24 protein-coding genes and 1 riboswitch are annotated in these 19,961 nt (G+C 70.6%); of the genes, 15 read left to right on the top strand and 9 right to left on the bottom strand.

All coding sequences use genetic code 11. The features are described from left to right. The first annotated feature begins 182 nt into the window (after window positions 1-182). Genes ACWV17_RS19035 through otsB form a run of 3 tightly spaced genes read left to right on the top strand, consistent with a single transcriptional unit; the run spans window position 183 to window position 2,596 of the window. Window positions 183-1,403: an extracellular solute-binding protein gene (locus ACWV17_RS19035; protein ID WP_455351051.1), complete on the top strand. Its 1,221-nt coding sequence runs from the start codon at window positions 183-185 to the stop codon at window positions 1,401-1,403. A gap of 46 nt (window positions 1,404-1,449) precedes the next feature. Continuing rightward, window positions 1,450-1,683, top strand: a complete 234-nt coding sequence (locus ACWV17_RS19040; protein WP_455351052.1) for a DUF3263 domain-containing protein — start codon at window positions 1,450-1,452, stop codon at window positions 1,681-1,683. A 52-nt stretch (window positions 1,684-1,735) separates the two neighbouring features. Further along, window positions 1,736-2,596, top strand: a complete 861-nt coding sequence (otsB, locus tag ACWV17_RS19045) for a trehalose-phosphatase (RefSeq protein ID WP_455360678.1) — start codon at window positions 1,736-1,738, stop codon at window positions 2,594-2,596. Window positions 2,597-2,632: 36 nt separating this feature from the next. On the opposite strand, the gene ACWV17_RS19050 is transcribed toward otsB, so the two are convergent. Then, complete coding sequence (locus ACWV17_RS19050; protein ID WP_455360679.1) at window positions 2,633-4,108, bottom strand: alpha,alpha-trehalose-phosphate synthase (UDP-forming); 1,476 nt, start codon at window positions 4,106-4,108, stop codon at window positions 2,633-2,635. A 126-nt stretch (window positions 4,109-4,234) separates the two neighbouring features. Next, a complete protein-coding gene (locus ACWV17_RS19055; RefSeq protein WP_455360680.1) occupies window positions 4,235-5,173 on the bottom strand; it encodes a glucosyl-3-phosphoglycerate synthase in 939 nt (312 codons plus the stop codon). A 164-nt stretch (window positions 5,174-5,337) separates the two neighbouring features. Further along, window positions 5,338-5,482, top strand: a riboswitch (SAM riboswitch). Between the two features lie 17 nt (window positions 5,483-5,499). Between ACWV17_RS19055 and thrC the strand changes: the two genes are divergently transcribed. The 4 genes from thrC to groL all read left to right on the top strand — a co-directional run bounded on the left by thrC (window position 5,500) and on the right by groL (window position 9,658). Beyond that, window positions 5,500-6,819, top strand: coding sequence for a threonine synthase (gene thrC / locus ACWV17_RS19060; RefSeq protein ID WP_455360681.1), 1,320 nt, complete (start codon window positions 5,500-5,502; stop codon window positions 6,817-6,819). A 29-nt stretch (window positions 6,820-6,848) separates the two neighbouring features. Next, on the top strand, window positions 6,849-7,124 hold the full coding sequence (locus tag ACWV17_RS19065) for a MoaD/ThiS family protein (RefSeq protein WP_366071860.1): 276 nt from the start codon (window positions 6,849-6,851) through the stop codon (window positions 7,122-7,124). 402 nt (window positions 7,125-7,526) lie between these two features. Then, window positions 7,527-7,730 (top strand): cold-shock protein, encoded by a 204-nt coding sequence (locus ACWV17_RS19070; RefSeq protein WP_005315736.1) that lies wholly within the window; start codon window positions 7,527-7,529, stop codon window positions 7,728-7,730. Window positions 7,731-8,035: 305 nt separating this feature from the next. Next, window positions 8,036-9,658 (top strand): chaperonin GroEL, encoded by a 1,623-nt coding sequence (gene groL / locus ACWV17_RS19075; protein WP_455351057.1) that lies wholly within the window; start codon window positions 8,036-8,038, stop codon window positions 9,656-9,658. 125 nt (window positions 9,659-9,783) lie between these two features. Here the strand turns inward: groL and ACWV17_RS19080 are convergent, their stop codons facing one another. The 3 genes from ACWV17_RS19080 to ACWV17_RS19090 all read right to left on the bottom strand — a co-directional run bounded on the left by ACWV17_RS19080 (window position 9,784) and on the right by ACWV17_RS19090 (window position 12,132). Further along, window positions 9,784-10,362: a Uma2 family endonuclease gene (locus tag ACWV17_RS19080; RefSeq protein ID WP_455360682.1), complete on the bottom strand. Its 579-nt coding sequence runs from the start codon at window positions 10,360-10,362 to the stop codon at window positions 9,784-9,786. 728 nt (window positions 10,363-11,090) lie between these two features. Next, complete coding sequence (locus tag ACWV17_RS19085; RefSeq protein ID WP_455360683.1) at window positions 11,091-11,309, bottom strand: DUF397 domain-containing protein; 219 nt, start codon at window positions 11,307-11,309, stop codon at window positions 11,091-11,093. Further along, window positions 11,296-12,132: a helix-turn-helix domain-containing protein gene (locus ACWV17_RS19090; protein WP_455360684.1), complete on the bottom strand. Its 837-nt coding sequence runs from the start codon at window positions 12,130-12,132 to the stop codon at window positions 11,296-11,298. Before ACWV17_RS19090 ends, ACWV17_RS19085 begins: the two co-directional genes overlap by 14 nt. 120 nt (window positions 12,133-12,252) lie before the next feature. Between ACWV17_RS19090 and ACWV17_RS19095 the strand changes: the two genes are divergently transcribed. Genes ACWV17_RS19095 through ACWV17_RS19120 form a run of 6 tightly spaced genes read left to right on the top strand, consistent with a single transcriptional unit; the run spans window position 12,253 to window position 14,083 of the window. Then, a complete protein-coding gene (locus ACWV17_RS19095) occupies window positions 12,253-12,456 on the top strand; it encodes a hypothetical protein (RefSeq protein ID WP_455360685.1) in 204 nt (67 codons plus the stop codon). Next, window positions 12,453-12,662, top strand: a complete 210-nt coding sequence (locus tag ACWV17_RS19100; RefSeq protein ID WP_455360695.1) for a hypothetical protein — start codon at window positions 12,453-12,455, stop codon at window positions 12,660-12,662. Before ACWV17_RS19095 ends, ACWV17_RS19100 begins: the two co-directional genes overlap by 4 nt. Window positions 12,663-12,703: 41 nt before the next feature. Beyond that, complete coding sequence (locus tag ACWV17_RS19105) at window positions 12,704-13,279, top strand: hypothetical protein (protein ID WP_455360686.1); 576 nt, start codon at window positions 12,704-12,706, stop codon at window positions 13,277-13,279. Window positions 13,280-13,335: 56 nt separating this feature from the next. Beyond that, window positions 13,336-13,578 carry a hypothetical protein gene (locus ACWV17_RS19110; RefSeq protein WP_455360687.1) on the top strand — a complete coding sequence of 81 codons (243 nt, stop codon included), beginning with the start codon at window positions 13,336-13,338 and terminating at the stop codon, window positions 13,576-13,578. Beyond that, window positions 13,575-13,946: a fic family toxin-antitoxin system, toxin component gene (locus ACWV17_RS19115; RefSeq protein ID WP_455360688.1), complete on the top strand. Its 372-nt coding sequence runs from the start codon at window positions 13,575-13,577 to the stop codon at window positions 13,944-13,946. Before ACWV17_RS19110 ends, ACWV17_RS19115 begins: the two co-directional genes overlap by 4 nt. Continuing rightward, window positions 13,943-14,083 (top strand): hypothetical protein, encoded by a 141-nt coding sequence (locus tag ACWV17_RS19120; RefSeq protein WP_455360689.1) that lies wholly within the window; start codon window positions 13,943-13,945, stop codon window positions 14,081-14,083. The genes ACWV17_RS19115 and ACWV17_RS19120 overlap by 4 nt, the downstream gene beginning before the upstream one ends. 33 nt (window positions 14,084-14,116) lie before the next feature. Here the strand turns inward: ACWV17_RS19120 and ACWV17_RS19125 are convergent, their stop codons facing one another. The 3 genes from ACWV17_RS19125 to ACWV17_RS19135 all read right to left on the bottom strand — a co-directional run bounded on the left by ACWV17_RS19125 (window position 14,117) and on the right by ACWV17_RS19135 (window position 17,658). After that, complete coding sequence (locus ACWV17_RS19125) at window positions 14,117-15,679, bottom strand: PTS transporter subunit EIIC (RefSeq protein ID WP_455360690.1); 1,563 nt, start codon at window positions 15,677-15,679, stop codon at window positions 14,117-14,119. 14 nt (window positions 15,680-15,693) lie between these two features. Beyond that, window positions 15,694-16,653, bottom strand: coding sequence for an N-acetylmuramic acid 6-phosphate etherase (gene murQ, locus ACWV17_RS19130; protein WP_455351067.1), 960 nt, complete (start codon window positions 16,651-16,653; stop codon window positions 15,694-15,696). Window positions 16,654-16,749: 96 nt separating this feature from the next. Continuing rightward, window positions 16,750-17,658 carry a MurR/RpiR family transcriptional regulator gene (locus ACWV17_RS19135; RefSeq protein ID WP_455360691.1) on the bottom strand — a complete coding sequence of 303 codons (909 nt, stop codon included), beginning with the start codon at window positions 17,656-17,658 and terminating at the stop codon, window positions 16,750-16,752. A gap of 78 nt (window positions 17,659-17,736) precedes the next feature. On the opposite strand from ACWV17_RS19135, the gene ACWV17_RS19140 reads away from it, so the two are divergent. Together ACWV17_RS19140 and ACWV17_RS19145 are read left to right on the top strand one after the other, a co-directional pair. Continuing rightward, complete coding sequence (locus tag ACWV17_RS19140) at window positions 17,737-18,129, top strand: hypothetical protein (RefSeq protein WP_455351069.1); 393 nt, start codon at window positions 17,737-17,739, stop codon at window positions 18,127-18,129. A 7-nt stretch (window positions 18,130-18,136) separates the two neighbouring features. Beyond that, a complete protein-coding gene (locus tag ACWV17_RS19145) occupies window positions 18,137-18,406 on the top strand; it encodes a DUF4031 domain-containing protein (RefSeq protein ID WP_455360692.1) in 270 nt (89 codons plus the stop codon). Between the two features lie 70 nt (window positions 18,407-18,476). Here ACWV17_RS19145 and ACWV17_RS19150 read toward each other — a convergent pair whose 3' ends face one another. Continuing rightward, complete coding sequence (locus tag ACWV17_RS19150) at window positions 18,477-19,685, bottom strand: Cmx/CmrA family chloramphenicol efflux MFS transporter (protein ID WP_455360694.1); 1,209 nt, start codon at window positions 19,683-19,685, stop codon at window positions 18,477-18,479. Between the last annotated feature and the right edge of the window lie 276 nt (window positions 19,686-19,961).

Genomic DNA, 19,961 nt, shown 5'->3' on the forward strand with positions numbered 1-19,961 from the left:
CACCGGTTGGGCCGATGCCGAAGTGATACCGCCATTGGTGTAGACCCAGGGCGGCGCGTGAGTGAGGATGCGAGCCGACGACTGCGGAAAGTCACAAGGGGAGTGGCTTGGCGAACTAAGGGTGGGATTGGGCTGTGCAGCGCCGTTTCTTGGGTCTGACCGCGGCAGGGGCCGTACTGGGCATGACAGCCACTCTGGCCGGCTGCGGCGGCCTCGGCAGCAGCGAGGAGGACGTCACCCTCACGATGGTCGCGGCGGACTACGGGGACCACCCCGGCAACAGTTCCAAGGCGTACTGGAAGCAGCTCTCCGAGGCGTTCGAGGCCAAGAACCCCGGCATCGACGTCGACATCAGCGTCTACTCCTGGGAGCAGGTGGACGCCAAGGTGGCCGCGCTGGTCAAGGCCGGCGACGCCCCCGACATCGCCCAGATCGGCGCGTACGCCGACTACGCCGCGGCCGGCAAGCTCTACAGCGCGGACGAACTGCTCTCCGTCGCCACCCAGGCGGACTTCCTGCCGCCGCTGGCCGAAGCCGGAGAGGTCAAGCGCGTGCAGTACGGCATGCCGTTCGTCGCCAGCACCCGGCTGCTCTTCTACAACACGGAGCTGTTCGACCAGGCCGGGATCCAGGGACCGCCGAGTACCTGGGACGAGCTCCAGCAGGCCGCGCGGAAGCTGCGGGGTGTCGCGGAGTACCCCTTCGCCCTGCCGCTCGGCAAGGAGGAGGCCCAGGCCGAGACGATGACGTGGCTGCTCAGCGGAGGCGGCGGCTACACCGATCAGGACGACGCGTACGCCATCGACTCCCCCGAGAACATCCGGACCCTCACCTGGCTCAAGAACGACCTCGTCGGCGAGGGCCTCACCGGCCCGGTGCCGCCGGGGAAGCTCAACCGGCAGGACGCGTTCGACGCGTTCTCGCGCGGCGAGGTCGGCATGCTCAACGGCCACCCGACGCTGCTGAAGCAGGCCGCCGGGAAGGGCGTGCGGTTCGGCATGGTGCCGATGCCCGGCGTCAGGAACAACGAGCAGCCGGTGCTGGGTGTCGCCGACTGGATGATGGCGTTCAAGAAGACCGGCAACCGGACCGCGGCCGGCAAGTTCCTCGACTTCGTCTACGAGGAGCGGAACGTCAGCGCCTTCAGCAACGAGTACGGTCTGCTGCCCGTCACCACGAGCGGCGCACGCGCGATGTCGAGCGCTACCGGCAACGACGACGCGAAGAAGTTCCTCGCGGGGCTGGCGACCTCGAAGCTCTACCCGGTGGGCAAGAAGTCCTGGGCGCAGGTCAGCGAGCAGGTCAAGGAGCGGATCGGCAAGGCGGTCACGCCCAACGGCAGCCCGGAGAGCGTGCTGACGTCGCTCAGCCAGGAGGCGGAAGCGGCGGAGAGCGCCGAATAGCGCCGCAGCGCCGAATCGCGACCCCGCGGCAGATTATGTTGGTCATATGACTGACGAGGGCCTCTCCGAGCGCGACCGGGCCGTGCTCGCCGTCGAGCACCGCGCGTGGCCCGGTCCCGGTGCGAAGGAGCGGGCGATCAGGGAGCAGCTGGGCATCTCGCCCACCCGCTACTACCAGTTGCTCAACGCGCTCCTCGACGATCCGCGGGCGCTGGCCCACGACCCGGTGACGGTCAACCGGCTCCGCCGCATCAGGGCCGCGCAACGAGAGCGCCGCTGACGGATTCCGGAAGCGTGTGAGGACGTGGGCCGCCGCCGGTAGGGTCGTATGCATGGGCAGCCAACCGCACACCCTGCCGACCCCCGTCACCGCTGCCGGGCGGGAGGGCCTCGACGCACTGCTGCGTCAGCCGCGGCGTACCGTCGTCGCCCTCGACTTCGACGGCACGCTCGCCGAGATCGTCCCCGACCCGGAACAGGCCCGCGCCCACCCCGGCGCGGTCCCGGCGATCGCCGCGCTCGCGCCGCGCGTCGGGTCCGTCGCCGTGATCACCGGCCGGCCGGCGGGCGTCGCGGTCCGGTACGGCGGCTTCGCGGGCGTACCGGGTCTCGAACACCTCGTGATCCTCGGCCACTACGGCGCCGAACGCTGGGACGCCGTCAGCGGTACGGTCCGCGCGCCCGCCCCGCACCCCGGCGTGGCCGCGGCGCGGGCCGAGCTGCCCGGCTTCCTGGAGTCGATCGGCGCCTGGCGCGGCACCTGGATCGAGGAGAAGGGCCAGGCGGTCGCGGTGCACACCCGCCGCGCGTCCGACCCCCAGGCGGCGTTCGAGGCGCTGCGGGAGCCTCTCGCGGTCCTCGCCAACCGCCACGGCCTGATCCTGGAACCGGGCCGCGCGGTTCTGGAACTGCGCCCCCCGGGCATGGACAAGGGCGTGGCGCTCGCGGAGTACGTGCGCGAGGTGGACGCGGAGGCCGTCCTGTACGCGGGCGACGACCTGGGCGACCTCGCCGCGTTCGCGGCGGTGGAGAAGCTCCGCTCGGACGGCGTGCCGGGCCTGCTGGTGTGCAGCGGCAGCGGAGAAGTCCCGGAACTGGCGGACCGAGCGGACCTCCTGGTTCCGGGCCCGCCGGCGGTGGTGGACTTCCTGGCCACCCTGGCCGGCGCCCTCCCCTCACCCCCGGCAACCTGACCCACACGGCGGCGGCTTCGTGCCCCCGGACAGGCCCTAGTCCGTCAGGGCCTGGAGCTGGTTCAGGAACCACTGCTGGGGCGGGAGCGCCGTTGCCGCCGCTGCCAGGCGCTTGGTGCGTTCCGCTCGTTCCGACGCCGGCATCGTCAGCGCCTCGTGGAGCGCCTGCGCCGTGCCCATGACGTCGTACGGGTTGACGACGATCGCCTCCTCGCCCAGTTCCTCGAACGCCCCCGCCTCCCGCGACAGCACCAGCGCGCAGCCCTCGTCCGAGACGACCGGGACCTCCTTCGCGACCAGGTTCATGCCGTCGCGGATCGGGTTGACCAGGGCCACGTCCGCCAGCCGGTACGCGGCCAGCGAGCGGGCGAAGTCGTCCTTGACGTGCAGGATCACCGGGGACCAGCCGTCCGTGCCGAACTCCGCGTTGATCTCGTCCGTCAGGCGCTGGACCTCCGCCGTGTACGCGCGGTACACCGCCAGGTCCTGCCGGGACGGGTACGCGAAGGCGACGTGCACCACCCGCTCCCGCCACTCCGGTCGGTCCACCAGCAGCTGCCGGTAGGCCTGCAGCCCGCGCACGATGTTCTTCGACAGCTCCGTCCGGTCGACGCGGACGATCGTCCTGCGGTCCGGGCCGATCTGCTCGCGCAGCGCCGCGAGCCGCTCGTCCACGTCCGGCCGGTGCGCCCGCTCACGCAGGAAGTCGGCGTCCGCGCCCAGCCCGTACACGCCGATCCACGTCTTGTGCGCCGCCCGCCCCGGCGCGAACGACACCAGGCTCGGCGTGTCGTCCTTCGGCCACTGGGTCAGGCAGTCCTCGCCGAGCACCTGCTGCGCGCAGCCCATGAACGCCTGCGCCCACCGGTGGGTCAGGAACGCCGCCCTGTCCGCGCCCAGGATGCCGAGCAGCAGCTTCTCGGCGATGTCGTCCGGCAGCATCCGGAAGTACGACACCGGCGCCCACGGCGTGTGCGAGAAGTGCCCGATCCGCAGGTCGGGGCGCCGCTCGCGGAGCATCCCGGGCACCAGGGCGAGGTGGTAGTCCTGCACCAGGACCGCCGCGCCCTTACCCGCCTCGTCGGCGAGCGTGTCCGCGAAGGCCATGTTGTACGCCTCGTACCACGCCCACTGCGCCCGGAACTCCGCCCCGAAAGACGGCTCCAGCGGCGTCTGGTACAGCAGATGGTGGACGAACCAGAGCGTGGAGTTGGCGACGCCGTTGTACGCGGCGGCGTAGATGTCCGGGTCGATGTCCAGCATCCGGACGCGCTGTCCACCCGTCTCCGCCGGGTCGAGGTCCCCGCCGGTACGCCGCGCCGCCTCCCGGTCGCCGTCGCCGAGCGCCGCGCAGACCCACACCGCCTCGGTCTCCGGGCCGATGGACGACAGGCCGGAGACCAGCCCGCCCCCACCGCGCCGGGCGGTGAGCACGCCGTCCTCCCCGAGCGCGTACGACACGGGGCCGCGGTTGGACGCGACCAGGACCTGGGCACCGAGCTGGGAAGCCATGACGCGAACCTAGCCCGTCTCGGAAACGCTCAAACGTACGGAAGGGGTCACTTACCCCGCCCCTTTGCGCCACACCGCCGCGCGCCCCCTGCGCTCACACCGCACGCACACCCCACGCGCGCTCCCTCACGCCGCCCGCCGCGCCGCGTACTCCCGGATCTCCCGCATCGGCGGACGCTCCTGCGTGTCCACCGCGTGGGTCCGCGGTACGAACCCGTCCTCGCCCCGCTCGAACTGGGTGAGCGCCGGCCGCACCAGATGTCCCCGGGACAGCCGCAGTTGCGCGGTCCGGTAGATCGCCGCGGCCATTCGGCCGAGCGCCTGCCCGTCCTGGTGCCGGTGTACGCGCACCCCGACGTCGACCTGCGCCAGCGCGTCCAGCCCCACCGTGTGCAGCGCGTCCACGAGCAGCCCCAGCTCCACGCCGTACCCGACCGGGAAGGGCAGCCGCTCCAGCAGCCCGCGCCGGGCCGCGTACTCGCCGCCCAGCGGCTGCACGAACCCGGCCAGCTGCGGCCAGTGGAGGTTCAGCAGTGGCCGGGCCACCAGCTCGGTCACCCGCCCGCCCTGCCCCGGCGTGCCGGCCAGCGGCCGGTCGTACATCGCCTTGACGAACTGCACGTCGGGCTCGGTGAGCAGCGGGCCGACGATGCCGGACACGAAGTCCGCGGAGAAGTCCTTCAGGTCGGCGTCGACGAAGCAGACGATGTCGCCGCTCGTCACCAGCAGCGAGCGCCACAGCACCTCGCCCTTGCCGGGCACCGCGGGCAGCCGCGGCAGGATCGCGTCGCGGTGTACGACACGCGCGCCGGCCGCCGCCGCGACCTCCGCCGTACGGTCGGTCGAGCCGGAGTCGACGACCACCAGCTCGTCGACGAGCGGGACGGCCTCCATCAGCTCGCGGCGGATCACGGCGACGATCTCGCCCACCGTGTCCTGCTCATCGAGCGCCGGCAGCACCACGCTCACCGTGGTGCCGCGCTTGGCCGCGACGAGCCCGTCGAGCGGGCGGTCGGCCGCGGACCAGGAACGCCTGCTCAGCCAGCGTTCCACCTCTTCCAGCACGTGCGTGTCTCCCGGGTCGGGTCATCCTGGTGATCCATCTCGCGGTTCGGACGACTATCTCAAGTGTCCGGGCCGTCGGTTACAGTCTTGAACAACGCGGACGACCGTCGCATGCCGGGGGTCGTCTCGTACACAAATGCCCGGGCCCGTGCCCGGTGCCATACCGCTCATCCAGAGGGGCAGAGGGAAACGGCCCGTTGAAGCCCCGGCAACCCTCCAGCCGGTCTCGCCGTATCAGACGCGAGGCTCCCGGCTAGGGAAGGTGCCAATTCCGTCTCGTGGCGAAGTGCGCCACGGGGAAGATGAGGAGAAAGGGCCTCGCCTCCATGGCTGTGCAGACTGTTGCAAGCACCACCGGTTCCGCGGACTCCGCGGACGCTGTGAACTCCGCGAACGCTGTCGACCTCGGGCCCGCTGTAGCCCTCTCCTGCCGCGAATGCGGTGAGCGTTTCGACCTCGGACCCATTTTCGCCTGCTCGTCCTGTTTCGGGCCGCTCGAAGTGGCGTACGAACTTCCGAGCGGCGACCCCGAGGCCCTGCGCAAGCAGATCGAGGCCGGGCCGGACAACATCTGGCGCTACGCGCCGCTGCTGCCCGTGCCCGCCGACGTGGCCGGAAAGCCGAACCTCAACCCCGGCTTCACCAAGCTCGTCAAGGCCGACAACCTCGCCCGCGAGCTGGGCGTGACCGGCGGCCTGTACGTCAAGGACGACTCCGGCAACCCGACGCACTCCTTCAAGGACCGTGTCGTCGCGATCGCCGTCGAGGCCGCCCGCGCCTTCGGCTTCACCACCCTGTCCTGCTCCTCCACGGGCAACCTGGCCGGCGCCGTCGGCGCCGCCGCCGCCCGTTCCGGCTTCCGCTCCTGCGTGTTCATCCCGCACGACCTGGAGGCCGGCAAGGTCGTCATGGCCGCGGTGTACGGCGGTGACCTGGTCGGCATCGAGGGCAACTACGACGACGTCAACCGCTTCTGCTCCGAGCTCATCGGCGACCCGCTGGGCGAGGGCTGGGGCTTCGTCAACGTCAACCTGCGCCCGTACTACGGCGAGGGCTCCAAGACCCTGGCGTACGAGATCTGCGAACAGCTCGGCTGGCAGCTGCCCGACCAGCTCGTGATCCCGATCGCCTCCGGTTCGCAGCTCACGAAGATCGACAAGGGGCTCAAGGAGCTCATCGCGCTGGGCCTCGTCGAGGACAAGCCGTACAAGATCTTCGGCGCCCAGGCCGAGGGCTGCTCGCCCGTCTCCGCCGCCTTCAAGGCCGGCCACGACGTGGTCCGCCCGGTCAAGCCGAACACGATCGCCAAGTCGCTCGCCATCGGCAACCCGGCCGACGGCCCGTACGTCCTGGACATCGCCCGCCGCACCGGCGGCGCGGTCGAGGACGTCGACGACACGCAGGTCGTCGAGGCCATCAAGCTGCTGGCGCAGACGGAGGGCATCTTCGCGGAGACCGCGGGCGGCGTGACTGTCGGCGTCACCAAGAAGCTGATCGAGAACGGTGTTCTCGACCCCACTCTCACCACGGTCGTTCTCAACACGGGTGACGGCCTCAAGACCCTGGACGCTGTCGCGCCGACCACCGGACCGACCGCGACGATCCGCCCGAGCCTGGACGCGTTCCGCGCCGCCGGCCTGGCCTGACCACCAACCATCCCGGAAGGCAGCACCGCATGAGCGTCAACGTCCGTATCCCGACCATCCTCCGCACCTACACGGGCGGTAAGGCCGAGGTCCCGGCGGAGGGCGCGACCCTCGCCGAGGTCATCGAGTCCCTGGAGAAGAACCACCCGGGCATTGCCGCGCGCGTGCTGGACGACCAGGGCAAGCTGCGCCGCTTCGTGAACGTGTACGTCAACGACGACGACGTCCGCTTCGAGGGCGGCCTCGCGACGGCGACCCCCGAGGGTGCCGGCGTGTCGATCATTCCGGCCGTCGCCGGCGGCTGATCGCGGCTGATCGCGGCCGGCCGACCGCACCGCAGAGTTACCTCCATTGCCCCCTCCGCGATAGAAGCGGAGGGGGCAATTCTGCATGGTTGAGCGGGGTACAGTTGGGGAAGTCCCGGGCGCTGTTCATGCCACGTGCATATGAGAACGCGTCAAGGTGAGGTCAAAGAGTCCGAGGTTCTTGCGGCATAGGTTCCCCTATGTCCGGCCCGACTTGCCCTGGAATCCGGGGAATTCATCGCATTTATGCGTTCAGTCATGCCCAGAATTCTCGTCGGATTGACCTGTTGCAGACAGCGCATGTGCAGATACATTCAGCCGCGGTCGACGCGTTACGGCGAGGTCAGACCCGGGTCCGCGAAGTGCGGGTCTGTGCAAGGGCCAGTAATAGGGGAGTTAGGCATGGCTCAGGGCACCGTCAAGTGGTTCAACGCGGAGAAGGGGTACGGCTTCATCGCGGTCGACGGTGGTGCGGATGTTTTCGTCCACTACAGCGCGATCCAGATGGACGGCTACCGCACCCTGGAAGAAGGTCAGCGAGTCGAGTTCGAGATCTCGCAGGGCCAGAAGGGTCCGCAGGCGGACATGGTCAAGCTCGCCGTCTGATCTCGGCGCGATCGGCCACCGACGCAACTCACGCCGAGGGGCCCGTATCCCACCAGGGATACGGGCCCCTCGTGCGTCCGGGACGCGCCCCAGGGCGCGCCTCCGGACTGTGAGAGTCGCTTGCACTCTCCTGGGTCGAGTGCTAATCATTGCGTTAGCACTCTCCGAGTGAGAGTGACAAGAAGGACCGGGTCGGTGAGGCCCGCAGGCCCGGCGGGGCAAGGATCCGCCAGGCAGGCTGGCCGTCCGTCGCGGGCGCCACGCGGTCCGGAGCAATCCACCCCAGTCCGGGAGGACCACTTCACATGGCCAAGATCATCGCGTTCGACGAGGAGGCACGGCGCGGTCTCGAGCGCGGGATGAACCAGCTCGCCGACGCCGTCAAGGTCACCCTTGGCCCCAAGGGCCGCAACGTCGTCCTCGAGAAGAAGTGGGGCGCCCCCACGATCACCAACGATGGTGTTTCCATCGCCAAGGAGATCGAGCTCGAGGACCCGTACGAGAAGATCGGCGCCGAGCTGGTCAAGGAAGTCGCCAAGAAGACGGACGACGTCGCCGGTGACGGTACGACCACCGCGACCGTCCTCGCCCAGGCGCTCGTCCGCGAGGGCCTGCGCAACGTCGCCGCCGGCGCCAACCCGATGGCCCTCAAGCGCGGCATCGAGAAGGCCGTCGAGGCCGTCTCCGGTGCGCTGCTGGAGCAGGCCAAGGACGTGGAGACCAAGGAGCAGATCGCTTCGACCGCCTCCATCTCCGCCGCCGACACCCAGATCGGCGAGCTCATCGCCGAGGCGATGGACAAGGTCGGCAAGGAAGGCGTCATCACCGTCGAGGAGTCCCAGACCTTCGGTCTGGAGCTTGAGCTCACCGAGGGTATGCGCTTCGACAAGGGCTACATCTCGGCGTACTTCGCCACCGACATGGAGCGTATGGAGGCGTCGCTCGACGACCCGTACATCCTGATCGTCAACTCGAAGATCGGCTCGGTCAAGGACCTGCTGCCGCTCCTCGAGAAGGTCATGCAGTCCGGCAAGCCGCTGCTGATCATCGCCGAGGACGTCGAGGGCGAGGCCCTGTCGACCCTGGTCGTCAACAAGATCCGTGGCACCTTCAAGTCCGTGGCCGTCAAGGCCCCTGGCTTCGGTGACCGCCGCAAGGCGATGCTCAACGACATCGCCATCCTCACCGGTGGCACGGTCATCTCCGAGGAGGTCGGTCTCAAGCTCGAGAACGCCGGCCTGGAGCTGCTCGGCCGCGCCCGCAAGGTCGTCATCACCAAGGACGAGACGACGATCGTCGACGGTGCCGGTGAGAGCGACCAGGTTGCCGGTCGCGTCAACCAGATCCGCGCCGAGATCGAGAACTCCGACTCGGACTACGACCGCGAGAAGCTCCAGGAGCGCCTCGCGAAGCTGGCCGGCGGCGTGGCCGTCATCAAGGCCGGTGCCGCGACCGAGGTCGAGCTCAAGGAGCGCAAGCACCGCATCGAGGACGCGGTGCGCAACGCCAAGGCCGCCGTCGAGGAGGGCATCGTCGCCGGTGGTGGCGTGGCCCTGCTCCAGGCTTCCGCGGTGTTCGAGAAGCTCGAGCTCGAGGGCGACGAGGCGACCGGCGCCAACGCCGTGCGTCTGGCCCTGGAGGCCCCGCTCAAGCAGATCGCCGTCAACGGTGGTCTCGAGGGTGGCGTCGTCGTGGAGAAGGTCCGCAACCTCACGGTCGGCCACGGCCTGAACGCCGCGACCGGCGAGTACGTCGACATGATCGCCGAGGGCATCATCGACCCGGCGAAGGTCACGCGCTCCGCGCTGCAGAACGCGGCCTCCATCGCCGCGCTCTTCCTCACCACCGAGGCCGTCATCGCCGACAAGCCCGAGAAGGCCGGTGCCCCCGCGGGCGGCGGCATGCCGGGCGGTGACATGGACTTCTGATCGACCTGACGGTTGATCACCGGTCCTGAGCACGAACGCAGGGGCGGCACCCTCCTCCCAGGGGGTGCCGCCCCTGTGGCGTCACGAGGCTGGACGGCCGGGGCTGGCCCTCTCATCGAGCGCGCTCAGCGGGTGTAGTCCTTGAGCTTCTCGGTGTCGAGGGGGATGCCGACGGGGTCGGGGAGCGTGACCGTGGCGCCGTACGTGTACGACGGGTGCTGCTGGTACTTTCCGCCCTTCGGCTCGCTGAAGACGGTCAGAGTGTCTTCGTCGCGGTCGATGAGGAGATAGACGGGGATTCCGGCTGCGGCGTATCCGTCGCGCTTCTCGTTGCGGTCGCGGCGGTCGGTGTCGGGGTCGTGGGAGGTGACCTCCACGGCCATGAGTACGCCGTCCGGGTCGGCCCACTCGCCTTGGCCGGCAAAGTGGCCGATGGGGGCAAGAGAGCCGTCCGGCCGGGCCCGGCCCCTTCGGTAGGACTCGACCTTCAACCCCTGTTCCGAGTACAGCCCCAACTCTGGGCGCTGCTGCATGCACTGCCGCTGCAGCCACATGATGATCTCTCCGTGGTCGCCATCCGGCACGGGCTTGACCTCAAGCTTTCCGTTGATGAATTCGAGCGTCACCGTCTCGGGGGCCGTCCTGGCGAGCTGCTCGAAGTCCTCGACGGTCATCTGCGGGTGCTCGGCGGTGCTGGGGGTCATGGCGTCGCCTCCTCCCCTCCATGGTGCCCCGGCTAGCGGGGGTGCGTGCTGAATCGTCATGTGCGAGTCCTTTCAGGCATGCGGAACGCTGCCGCGCGGATGCGGGTGGCGTGGGCGTCGACTTCGGCCGGGGTTAGGCCGACGGTCGGGGCCGGTGGTGGCCCTTTCCGGCAGGGCAGTCCGCCGCCGAGATGGGCATGGCCCGGTGCGGTGCGGCCGAGCGAGGCGAGGACGTCGTACGCCCAGGTCCGCGGCGGCGGCTCCTGTCGGGGAGGGGACGGCTGCTCTTGGGGGACGTGGCCGGTCGTGAACGCGGTTCCGCGCCCTCGGGAAGCCGGTCGGTGTACGCGGCGATGGCCGCCTGCCGGCGGGGGCGGTGCGCGAAGTCGTCGGCGCGGGCGGGGTGTTGGTCGGGGGCGTTCCGCTTTCCGTAACCCGGATCGGCGAGGGGGTGTGCGGACGCGTGCGAGGCAGCACTAAGCTGGTCTGCAGCCATGGGATCGAGCTCGATTCGATCGTGTTGGTCAAGCCCCCGCAGGTGTTTGCCGCACCAGGCGGGGGCTGTTCGTTATGCGGGCACGCTAGACCGCCGCAACGCTTTGTGGCAAGCGGGTCACGGAAAGTCATCGGTGCTGATATGCGCGGGAGTTGGGCGGGTGGGTGGGTAGTGCCCACCGCTCATTCCGCTGAAGAGGGCTCGGACTCCGGGGCTTGAGCCCCGGGCCGGATCAGGGGGCCGTGAGCTGCCCGTTCTTGACGGCGGAGACGAAGGACGACCAGGCCCCGGCCCGGAACACGAGCGCCGGGCCGAGCTGGGCCTTTGAGTCGCGTACGGGGACGACGTGGGGGAGGTTGCCGGCGACCTCGACGCAGTTACCGCCGCTGGCGTCGCTGTAGCTGGACTTGTACCAGTGGGCGGTGTCCAGGTCGTACTCAGTGCTCGTCATGCGCGTAATCCTCCGCCACCGACTCGATCAGGGCCAGGGACGCTTCCGGTGACAATGCGCCGGCCACGACAAGATCGTAAGACAGCTCGTAGTGGGCCACCGATGTTGGATCGTCCAGCAACCGCCCTGTTCCCAGGCCCTCAAGGTACGCCAGCGGGGGCGCGTCGGTGAAGGTCATTAACTTGAGGCCGCCGCCGAGCGCCATGTGCGCCCCGGCCGCGAACGGCAGTGCCTGGACGATGATCCGGTGACGTCGGGCCAGCGACGCGATGTACCGCAGCGCTTCCGCCATCACGAGCGGGCCGCCCACTGTCCGACGCAGCACCGCCTCGTCGAGTACCGCCCACAACAAGGGGGTTGTTGGATCGTCGAGGAGCCGTGCCCGTTCCAGCCTGGCGGCCACCAGCTCGTCGATGACCTCCTCGGGTGCGGTCGGCCGCCCTGCGCGGAACATGGCACGCGCGTACGCCTCCGTCTGCAACAGACCCGGGATCAGTAGCGGTGCGTACTCCTTGATGGTCTGCGCGACCGCCTCCGCCTCCGCCGCTTCCGCGAAGTGGTCCGGGTACTTCGACTTCGTCGCCGCCTTGCAGTTGCGGGTGAAGAAACCGTCCGTACCCAGGAGTTCGTCTATCTGTCGGGCGTACTCCGGCTGCATGCGCCGCGTGCCGGACTCCAGCTGTCCGATGAACGAGCCGCTGACGAACAGGGGCTGGCCCAGTTCGTCCTGGGTCAGGCCTGCCTTCTCGCGCTTGTGGCGCAGTTCCGCGCCGAGGAGGGCGCGGGGTGAGGAGGAGGGGTCTAGCTTCCTGGGTCCCGGCACGGCAGCTCCCCACTCTCGGTCCATCGGGTGGGGTTGTTGGACGCGTCCCCCTGGCCAGGTTAGCCCGGACTGGACACGCTGTGTACGCGAATCAACTACCCAGCGTGGAGGGTGATGGCGATGACCGAGAGGGTGCGGGCGGCGGAGGACGCCACCGAGCGGCTGCGGGCCGGGCTGGCGGCGGTGGGGATCCCCCTGCCCTCGCTGCGGATCGAGCCGGTGTCCAGCGCGGGCCACGAACCCGCGCCGCTCATCGACCTGGGCCGCTGCAACCTGGCAACGGCGCGCCGGCTCGTGGCCGTACTGGAAGGACGGCGGCCGTGATTCCGCAGCGCGGCTCGTACGCCATCGATGGCCGGGACGGGCGGATCGGCCAGGTCATGGGCCAGGAGGGGGCGTACGTCCAACTGCGCCCGCCCGGCGGCGGCGTCGAGTGGGACTGCCCGCCCGACTCGGTGCTGCCGGCCCCGCCGGGCGCGGTGCTGCGGGCGCGGGTGACGGAGCTGAACCGCGAGCGCCGGCTGCCGTGAGCGCGGGGGCGTTGTCAGTGGCGCGTGGCAAGTTGGGAGACATGGGACTTTCGATCCGGTTCGACCGTGATGAGGCAACTGGCCAGTGGACCGCCGTCGGCGACGACGGGACCAGGTCCGTCACCGTGCGGGCCGAAACGTACGACGAGGCGGGGGCGCTCGCGCATGAGGCGTTCGGGCTCACCGCCTATCGGCCCGATCCGCCGCCACCGCCCGGTTGGCAGCGCTTCAACCTGATCCATTGTCCGGTCGCGGAGTACCCGGCCTTCGACGACGCCCGGTACGACGCGATCAAGGCTCGTCCTCCTGAGGGCTGCACGGTGCAGGATTTTGACTACTTCGGCCTGAAGTGCGAGCGGCGCGGGGCGACGCTGCTGGAGGCGGTCGCGGATCTGTGCGCCGAGATCAGGGCCGAGCACGGGCTGCTCATGACCGACCTCGGCATCGAGAAGCTCTGGGAGTGGAGCGAGGACGGCACCGACGGATGGGGCGCCGAGATCGTGGGCCAGCTGCTCCTGATGGCCGCCGAGCGTGGTTCGAGGCTCGGGTATGGCGTGGACGACCTGGTGCGCTTTCTGCGTACCGCTACCGGTGCGACGGACAGGGGCGCCTCATGACGTGGGGTGCGCGGTTCTCATTGCGTAGGACCCGTAGCGGCCGCTACCTTTGCTTCATGAAGCAGCTCAACATCCGCATCGATGACGATCTGTACGCCGAGCTCGAGAAGCGAGCGGCCGGGGCTCACATGGCACCGGCCGACTACGCCCGCGCGCTCCTCGCCGACGACGTGAATGAGCAGCGCAACCGGTTCCTGGCGTATGCCGCGCACTTCTCCGAGAGGTTTGCGGCGTCCTTTGAAGAGGCATTCGGGCCTTACCCGGTCAAGAAGCGCAATGATCGGGCCGAAGCCGCGTGATCCTGCACATCGACCGGGCCTGGCTCCTCGACATCGCTGCCCAGTATCTTGCGTCCGACCCGGACATCACTGACTACGGCTCACTTGCGGCGGCTGTCGCACGGCATGCCGATGTGGTGATAGACGTCCCGGTTTATGCGGAGCCCCACCATCGCGCAGCGGCGCTTCTGCACCAACTGGTGCGTGTTCCAGCCCTTGAGTTCGGCAACGAGCACTTCGCCACTGTGGTTGCCCTCTCGTACATGGCTTTGAGCGGCCAGCAGATCAACGTGGAGGACAAGCAGGCCATCGCCCTGGTCCTCCGGGTTGCCGATGGGCTCGACGTGCGCACCACGGCTGCCGAGATCCGCTCCTGGGTAGTGGCATGAGCGAGCTGCCGCCGGATGAGGCGTTGGCCCTGCGGCGCGCGTTCATGGAGATGCTGGAGGAGGGGCTGCTCGATGATCTCGCTGAGCCGGACGTAATGGCGGGGGCGTGGGATACGCCGGAGGGCGACTCCACGTGACTCAGACGGCCGTCCACCGGCTGCCGCCAGTGGTCAGACCGCTGACCGTTGCGTCTCCGGAGACGGGGTTGTAGCCCCAGCCGCGTTCAGCTCGGCCAGCATCCGCTTGCTGAAGCCGAAGAAGTACGTCGCCACGAACCCCGCCGCGTACCCCGTCAGCAGGCCGCCCGCGTAGACCGCGAGCGTCGTGCCCATGCCCTGGCCGCCGCCCGCGAGCAGCGGGAACAGGGCCCAGCCGGACGGGCCGATCGCCGTCGCGCCGACCGTTTCGCCCAGTTGGTGGAGCAGTCCCACGCAGCCGCCGCCGAACGCGCCGCCGACGCACGCGGTGACGAAGGGGCGGCCCAGGGGGAGGGAGACGCCGTAGATGAGGGGCTCGCCGACGCCCAGGAAGCCGGCCGGGAGCGCCGATCTGATCGTCGTACGGATTGAGGTGTTGTTCCGGAGGCGGACGTAGACCGCCGCGGCCGCGCCGACCTGGCCCGCGCCCGCCATCGCGAGGATGGGGAGCAGGACCGTGAACCCCTGCTGCTCGATCAGCGTGGTGTGGATCGGGATCAGGGCCTGATGGAGCCCCAGCATCACAAGCGGGAGGAACAGTCCGCCGAGGACGAAGCCCGCGGCCGCACCGCCGTTGGCCAGCAGCCAGTTCGCGAACCCGCCGATCGCGGTGGAGACCTCCCCGGCGACGAACATCAGGCCGAAGACGGTGATCAGACCGGTCACGAGGACCGTGAGGGTCGGGGTGACGAGGACGTCCACGGCCTCGGGGACCCAGCGCCGGCACGACCGCTCGACGTACACGGCGAGCAGGGCCGCGGCCATGGCACCCAGGACGCCGCCCTGGCCGGGGGAGAGGTGCCGGCCGAACGCGTCGATGTGCGCGACGCCCGGGAAGACGATGATCGCGGCGACCGCGCCGCCCAGGATGGGCGTCCCGCCGAACTCCTTCGCCGTGAGATAGCCGACGAAGACCGCGATCAGGGACATGAACCCGGACGCGAGGGCGGTGAGAGCCGGGACCAGGGCGGGGGCGGCGCCGAGGTTTCTGAGCAGGCCGCCGAGCCCGGCGATGATGCCGCAGCCGATGAGGGCCGGGATCAGCGGGACGAAGATGTTCGCCAGCCGGCGCAGGAGGAGCTTGAGCGGGGTGGCGTTGCTCGTGCGCCGGGCCGCCCTGAGTGCGGCCCCCCGCTCGGCGAGGGCCTCGGCGGTCACCGGGCCCGCGGTCGGCGGGCCGTCCGTCACCGGGCCGGAAGCCACCGGGCCCGAGGCCGCCCCCACAGCCGACGCCGACGCCGTCGCCGACGCCGCGCCCGCGGCCACCAGCGCTTCGAACTCAGGGGTGACGCGCGCGACCGTACCCGGGCCGAGCACGATCTGGTACGTGTCGCCGTCCTCGACCACCCCCAGTACGGCCGGCAGGTCGGTCAGCGCCTGGTGCCGGACCAGCGAGCGGTCGTACAGCCCGAGGCGCAGGCGGGTCATGCAATGGGCGACGGAGGCGACGTTCGCCGCGCCGCCGACGAGGGGGAGGAGCGCGGCGGCGGTGGCCCGGTTCCTGTTTGGGGATTCTTTGGGGGTGTCTGTTGGCATAGGTGCCAGTTTGTTCAGGCGGTATCCGCGTTGCGCAGCGCGGCGCGCAGGTGACCGCCGCTCTTCGCCAGGAGCTCCGCGGCCGTTCGGGCGTCCACGCCGGCGAGGAGGACCAGGATCGCCTGCTTCACCTCGCCCTCCGTCGCAGCGAGCGCCGCCTCGACGTCCTCGTCCGGCGCGTCCGTCGCGAGCGCGACGATGCGCCGGGAGCGGGCGCGCAGCTTCGCGTTGGAGGCGCGGACGTCGACCATCAGATTCCCGTACGTCTTGCCGAGCCGGATCATCGTGACGGTCGAGATCATGTTGAGGACGAGCTTCTGCGCCGTGCCCGCTTTGAGGCGGGTCGAGCCGGTGAGCAGCTCGGGGCCGACGACGACCTCGATGCCGTGTTCGGCGGCCGCGGCCAGCGCGCTGTCCGCGTTGCAGGACAGGCCGATGGTCAGCGCGCCTTCCCCGCGGGCGTGCTCGACCGCGCCGATCGCGTACGGGGTGCGGCCGGAGGCGGAGATGCCGACCACCGTGTCGTCCGGGGTCAGGCCGAGCGCGTCCAGGTCGCCGGCGGCCAGCTCCTTGCTGTCTTCGGCGCCCTCGACCGCGGTGACCATGGCCGTCGGCCCGCCCGCGATCAGGCCGAGCACCTCGCTCGGGTCGGTGTTGAAGGTGGGCGGGCACTCGCTGGCGTCCAGGACGCCGAGGCGCCCGGCGGTGCCGGCGCCGGCGTAGATCAGGCGGCCGCCGCGGGCCATCCGGGCGGCGGTGGCGTCGATCGCGGCGGCGAGGCGCGGAAGCTGCGCGGCGACGGCGGCGGGGACGGTGGCGTCCTCCGCGTTCATCGTCCGCGCGATGTCGAGGGTGGACATCCGGTCGATCTCGGCGAGTTCGGGCCGGAAGGCCTCGGTGGTCAGGGTGGCGAGCTGGGCGCGCAGAGCCGCGGCAGCGTCGTCGGTTGGGTCGGTGCCGGAGGTCGAGGTCATGGGGGGCGGCTCTCCGCTTCCTGGTTCAGCCGGTGGTCAGCCGGGTGGTTCGGGTGGTTCGGGTGGTTCGGGTGGTTCGGCCGGAACCCTGGGGGCTCAGCGGCTGGTACGGGGGCTGTGGCGGTGGGCCAGTGCCTCGTAGGAGGCGGCCAGCGCCGGGGCGGCCGTCTCGTACGTACGCTGCGCGACGCCGATGAACAGGCAGTCCACCACCAGGAGTTGGCTGGTCCGGCTGGACATCGCGGCCGGGCGCAGCTCGCTCTCCCGGGCGGTGGACGTGGTGAGTACGTGGTCGGCGTACTGCGACACCGGGCCGTCCGGGCGGCCGGTGAGGGCGATGGTCGTCGCCCCGTGCTCGAAGGCGGCGCGCAGCGGTTCTATGACGTCGCCGGTGGAGCCGGAGTGGGTGATGGCGACGGCGACGTCACCGGAACGCAGCTGCACGGCATTGGTGACGGCCAGGTGCGGGTCGGCGTGCGCGTGCGCGATCAGGCCGATGCGCAGCAGCTTCTGGGCCAGGTCCATGCCGACGAGGGAGGACGCGCCGACGCCGTAGATGTCGATCCGGCGGGCGGCCGCGAGCGCGGCGACGGCGGCGCCGAGCTGGGTGGTGTCCAGGCCGGCCGCCGTGTCGGCGAGGGTCTGCTGCTCGTCGTGCGCGAGCTTGGCGACGACATCGGCGATCGGGTCGTCCACCGCGATGTCCGCGGTGACGGACGGGCCCCGGCCGGACTGCTGCTGCGCGGCGAGGCCGGCGAGCGCGAGGCGCAGGTCGCGGTAGCCGGGGTAGCCCAGGATGCGGGCGGTACGGACCACGGTGGCCTCGCTGGTGCCGGTGAGTTCCGCGAGACCGGTGACGGTGAGGGCCGCGCAGCCCGCCGGGTCGCCGGCCACGGCTTCGGCGACGCGCTGCATGGAGCGGGTCATGGACGGCGCGAGGGTACGCACCTTGGCCGCGAGGGCGGCGGGAGCGGGGGTAAAACTTTCCTTCACGTCATTGGTCACAATTGAAAGATATTTTCAGGATTCCGGACGCGTCAACCCTTTCCTTCGCCTCCCCATCCGTGGGGTGACAATTGCTCCATGGAACCGTCCGACCCTTCCCCGCCCACGCCCTCCGGCTTGGAGAAGGCACTGCACGCCGCCCGCGCCCTCGTTCTGGCCGATCTCGTCGCGGGCCGGGTCGCGGAGGCGGATGTCGTCTCCCTGGTCGAGGACTCGGTGGCCCACCGCCGCTGGTGGGCCGAGCAGTGGCCGGAGGGCGTCGACTACGTACTCGGACTGATCGCCCAGGACGTCCAGGACGCACTGCTGGAGAAGTACGGCCGGTGGCCGCTGTGCCCGGTCTGCGCGGCGGGCGACCCCCATGCCCTCGACGTGGAACCGGAGTTGGGCCCCAATCCCCACTGGGTGTGCGGCAAGGCGGGCGTGGTCGTCTCGTCCGTGGGCGCGCTCGGTGGGGTGCTGGGCCGGTGACGCCCCGGTGACGCTCTACATCGACCCGCCGACCTGGCCGGGGCACGGCCGCATGTGGTCCCATCTGGTCAGCGATGTCTCGTACCAGGAACTGCACGCCTTCGCCGCGGCGATCGGCTGCCCGCCGCGCGCGTTCGAGCGCGACCACTACGACATCCCGTCGCACCGGTACGAGGACGCGGTGCGGGCGGGCGCGGTGGAGGTCGGCAGCAAGGAACTGGTGCGCAGGCTGACGGAGGCGGGGCTGCGGCGCCCGAAGGGGCGGCCGGCGCCGTAGGCCGTCCGGCCGGGGAGTTCGCACGGCGCGGCGACGGACACGCCGGTCACGGGTCCGTGAGCCCGGGAGGTCAGATGCGGGCCTGCTCGGTGGCGGCTTCCGGCAGCCGGGACCGCGAGACGACCCGCGACCCGGGGGCGCGCTGGAGGCGTAGCGCCACCGCGGCCAGGCCGATCGCCACCACGGTCATCGCGGCGCCCGCCCACGCGGTCGACGCGAATCCGAGGCCCGCGTCGATGACCGTGCCGCCGAGCCAGGGGCCGCCGGTGTTGCCGAGGTTGAAGGCCGCCGTGGTCGTGGCCGCGGCGAGGGTCGGTGCGGCGCCCGCGACGTTGAACATACGGGCGTTCAGCGCCGGAGCCGTGTAGAAGGCGGAGACGCCGAGCAGGAACGACAGCGCGATGGCGGCGAACTGGTTCGACGCGAAGAGGGCGAGGGCGACCAGGAACACCGTGGACGCGGTGATGCCGCTCAGGAGCACCCCGAACATGTGCGCGTCGGCGACCCGGCCGCCGATCGTCGTACCCACGAGCGCGCCGATACCGAAGAGCGCGAGGACCGTGGGCACCCAGCCCGAGTCCAGGCCGGCGACATCGGTCAGCAGCGGGGCGAAGTAGCTGAACGCGCAGAACACGCCGCCCGCGGCGAGCGCGATGACCCAGACGGACAGCCACACCTGCGGATCGCGGTAGATGGTGAGCTCGCGCTTCAGCTGCGGCTTCTGGTCCGGGAGCGGGATACGGGGGATCAGTGCGACCACGCCGGCCAGGGCGACGGCGGAGGCCGCGCCGACTGCCCAGAACGCCGAACGCCAGCCCAGGTGCTCACCGAGGAACGCGCCCGCCGGAACGCCGAGGACGTTGGCGATGGACAGGCCGCCGATCATGACGGCCATCGCGCGGGCGCGGGAGTTGAACGGCACCATGGCGATGGCGACCGCCGCCCCCACCGCCCAGAACCCGGCACACGCCAGGGCGCTGACCACGCGGGAGGCGAAGAGCAGCTCGTACGAGGGCGCGAGCGCGCCGGCGACCTGGCCCAGCCCGAACAGCGAGATCAGGGTGATCAGGGTCGTCTTGCGGGGGAGCCGGAGGGTCGCGACGGCGAGCAGCGGCGCGCCGACGACCATGCCGATCGCGAAGGCGGATATCAGCAGCCCGGCCTGCGGGATGGTGACGTCCATGTCGTCGGCGATGGGCGGCAGCAGCCCGGAGAGCATGAACTCGCTGGTCCCGAGCGCGAAGACGGAGAGCCCGAGGATGTAGACGGCGAGGGGCAGCCGGGTGGTGCGGGTGGGCGCGGCCTGGCCGCCGTCGTCGGCCTGCTCGGCGTGGTCGGTTCGCTGGGTTGGCTCGGGGGTTTCGGGCATGACAGGTACCAACAGCGGAGTGATGCCTGACATTCCGTGGGCGCGGGGGTGTCTCACATGCTGGTGCGGGGGCCGGGGGTGACTGTGCCCGGGGGCGAGGCGTGGACGGGAAACCCGGGGCCGCCCGGTTTGTGAGTATGGCGGGCCGGACCGGACCGTCAAGGGCGCTCCCTACGGTCGCGTCGC

It is taken from the genome of Streptomyces mabaensis (genome assembly GCF_053763515.1).